3 protein-coding genes are annotated in these 3,220 nt (G+C 33.8%); 1 reads left to right on the top strand and 2 read right to left on the bottom strand.

All coding sequences use genetic code 11. The annotated features are described in order from the left end of the window. Positions 1-246: 246 nt before the first annotated feature. The gene (dfrG, locus tag G8Y84_RS09280; protein ID WP_000868795.1) at positions 247-744 is read left to right on the top strand and encodes a trimethoprim-resistant dihydrofolate reductase DfrG; all 498 of its coding nucleotides are present in this window, start codon (positions 247-249) and stop codon (positions 742-744) included. A gap of 71 nt (positions 745-815) precedes the next feature. On the opposite strand, the gene G8Y84_RS09275 is transcribed toward dfrG, so the two are convergent. Together G8Y84_RS09275 and G8Y84_RS09270 are read right to left on the bottom strand one after the other, a co-directional pair. Continuing rightward, entirely contained in the window at positions 816-2,768 is a 1,953-nt protein-coding gene (locus G8Y84_RS09275) for a hypothetical protein (protein WP_000163792.1), read from the bottom strand. 6 nt (positions 2,769-2,774) lie between these two features. Continuing rightward, positions 2,775-3,059: a hypothetical protein gene (locus G8Y84_RS09270; protein WP_000922261.1), complete on the bottom strand. Its 285-nt coding sequence runs from the start codon at positions 3,057-3,059 to the stop codon at positions 2,775-2,777. Positions 3,060-3,220 lie beyond the last annotated feature (161 nt).

Here is a 3,220-nt window from a genome sequence, read left to right as displayed (position 1 = left end):
GACAAAATGTACTTCAAAATGGACTACTTTTTTCATTTTAACTTACATACCAAATTACATACAAAATGATTTATAAAATGCAATTGAAAATGATAATTGAATGAAAATTTGTGATTTTGTGGTATTATGATAATATAACTTATAGAAAAAATTGCTTATTCAACTAACGGGCAGGATAATGAGAAAAGGTTTTTTGATAGAAATAAGAAATTAGATGGTAAATTAGTTAAAAAGGCTGTGTTATAAATGAAAGTTTCTTTGATTGCTGCGATGGATAAGAATAGAGTGATTGGCAAAGAGAATGACATTCCTTGGAGGATTCCCAAGGACTGGGAATATGTTAAAAATACTACAAAGGGACATCCGATAATATTAGGTAGGAAGAACCTTGAATCAATCGGAAGAGCCTTACCTGACAGAAGAAATATTATTCTGACGAGAGATAAGGGGTTTACCTTTAATGGTTGTGAAATTGTTCATTCAATAGAAGATGTTTTTGAGTTATGTAAAAACGAAGAAGAAATTTTTATTTTCGGAGGAGAACAGATTTATAATTTGTTTTTCCCTTATGTTGAGAAAATGTACATCACAAAAATACATCATGAATTCGAAGGAGATACTTTTTTTCCAGAAGTGAATTATGAGGAATGGAATGAGGTATTTGCCCAAAAAGGGATAAAGAATGATAAAAATCCGTATAACTACTATTTTCATGTATATGAAAGAAAAAACTTATTGAGTTAACGGGTGCGTTAATTGAAGAAGAACAGTAAAGATAAAGCACAAGAGCTTGGGATTACTCCAAGCTCTTTTTGTCATTTGAAATAAATTATATCTTTCCAATCAAATTGTTTATCTGTAATCCCTAATCTTTGAGCAGGTGTCAAAACCTTTTTATCCGCTGATTTAAAAGGGCGACAAAAGTTGTAGTAAGTTCTTAGAATTGTAATCGCAAATTGAGCATACTTCGGATTGAAGTTAGCGTAAATATAGCTCTTCTTATCACCACGAGCTGTTGTTAATGGTCTTTCAAGAGATGATATATAACGTCTTATCTGTTGAATAAAGCTATTGGTCGAATGGTCATTTACATTTAATAGCATCTTTGCGATTTCGTTTGGTTCCAGAGCAGATAAATCCGTTCTACAATCAACTGAATAAAATCCTTTATCCTTAGTGGCTAATGGATGTTTGATAGGGTTATCGGCATATTTGCGATATCTTTCTCCATCTTTACTAATAGCCTCTTCGTGGAATTGATGACTTGTTAGTAATTCAGTTAGATAATGAGATGCCAAAGTCCGTAGAAACTTTGTTTTGAATCCTCTGATATCTCCCCAATCGAGCAGTTCTGCTTTTGCTTGTCCGAATTCTTTTAAGCATTGTTTTCTGCTTTTCGTCTTGTTAACTTGGCAAATAAAATGATGTGCATCGCTCAACCTTAATTCTTTCGTGAATACTCTATAAAAGGCGTTTCTAATAGAGAAGTCATCATCACTAATCATTCGCCATTCGTCGGCATTAACCATTTGTTTAATTAACCAATAGTGAGCAGTTGTAGTATAAGGAGCATCAACATTTAAACCATCGACAAATCTACTCCTATTAGTAATTTTCCCTAATTCGTGAAGATAAGCATTCCTATTTTCGCTATCGTTAGCGGATGGTTCTTGTGGATAATAAGACCAATCTAACCTATCATTTTTACGACTAAAAGTATTGAGATGGTCTTCTTTGAATTTTCTTGTATCTTCATTTAATTCATCCATTGAAATATTCCAATCATAGGCAACATCAGAACGGAACACATATCTTGATAAGACCTCAGCAGATACAACTATATACGTTTGCATATTAAGGTCTTCAAACCCCGTATATTTCTTTGAACCTTGTCCTTTCTTACGGACGTTATTTAGGTAGTAGTGCATCTTGTCCGTATTAAGCCACATCTCGTTAAATTTCTTTGTTTGAAGGGGTTGTGTCTCATATCGTTCTAAAAACTCCAAACAACGCCTATACAGCCACTCCAGCTTATGATAGTAGGTTCCAACTCCAATTCCTAAAATATCACAAGTACGACTGACTGAAACCCTTCCAACAACCATCTTAGCGAACATTGGAAGAATGGTGTTCTTTTGTTGGTGATAAGTAGTGGTTTCTTCTCTTTTTGGTAGAACATTAGTGAACTTCTTACACGCCTTACATTGATAGCGTTGAGATTTGCCCCTACTTTTCCCCCTTTTGTAAAATTGCTTCGGCTCATTGAATGGGGTTGATTCTTCTTCCGAGCAGCCTTCTTTATGAAATTGATAATCTGGCTCAACATCTTGGATGCTATTGATTTCTATAAGGCGTTTAATTTCTTCAACAACAGACCAATTAGATAAAGGGGTTACTGTACAGTTTTGCGATACACCTCTGCCAATAGGATTGTCATTGCAGTACATACCTTTATGACCTTTATCTTTGGAACTACCAGTCATTTTATATCGACTTGGTTTCCCTTTTACATCTTTGAATTTGTGCTGTTCTTTCCCAAAATTACAACAAAACGGATTGATGCAGTAATTATATTGAATGGGATATTCAGAACCGTTCCATTTAAAAGACGTTGGCAAGAACAACATTTTGTTATACCTTGTTGCAAATCGTTTTGGAGTTAATAAATCATATTGTTTAGCCCTATCTTTTAATTCTTCGTTTGAAATCGGAATTTTAACATCTACAATTTCATCTTCCTTCGTGGCTAATCTTTTAAGCTTGGTCATTGTCTATCAACCCACTCTATCTTTGATACCCATTTTTTCAACAATCCGCTTATTACTTCGCTTGTTGGCAATCCATTCAATAAACTTCTTATCGTCTAAAATGTTCAATAAGAATTCATCCACTGCTTCGCTTTCAGTACGCTCTGCATATTCAGCGTATTGCTTAACTATCACCCTTACTTGCTCTGATATTTCCCAATCCACAGACTTAGCGTTCTTATTTTTTGGCTCAAGAAATTGCATAGGAAAATGCACCCCTTTTTGCTTAGTAAATTGTAACCATTTTAACACACCAATTTGCATTCCTACAATAATTATTTCACGTTCGCATTTTTATATACATTTTAACTTACATTTTGTGGTGTAAATTAACAACAAACGTTGATTTAACAATAAAAAACGAGTATCAAATTCAGTTGCAATTTGATACTCATTTAGGTTTACATTTTCAC

It is taken from the genome of Staphylococcus sp. 11511212, assembly GCF_011394755.1.
GTDB lineage: Bacteria > Bacillota > Bacilli > Staphylococcales > Staphylococcaceae > Staphylococcus > Staphylococcus chromogenes.
The sequence above is the reverse complement of the archived record's forward strand: the minus strand, read 5'-3'. Positions and strand labels throughout refer to the sequence as shown.

What these genes read in the sequence shown, in the direction of transcription:
- dfrG (WP_000868795.1), top strand. Translation starts at nt 247, where the DNA reads ATGAAAGTTTCTTTGATTGCTGCGATGGATAAGAATAGAGTGATTGGC.
- G8Y84_RS09275 (WP_000163792.1), bottom strand. Translation starts at nt 2,768, where the DNA reads ATGACCAAGCTTAAAAGATTAGCCACGAAGGAAGATGAAATTGTAGAT.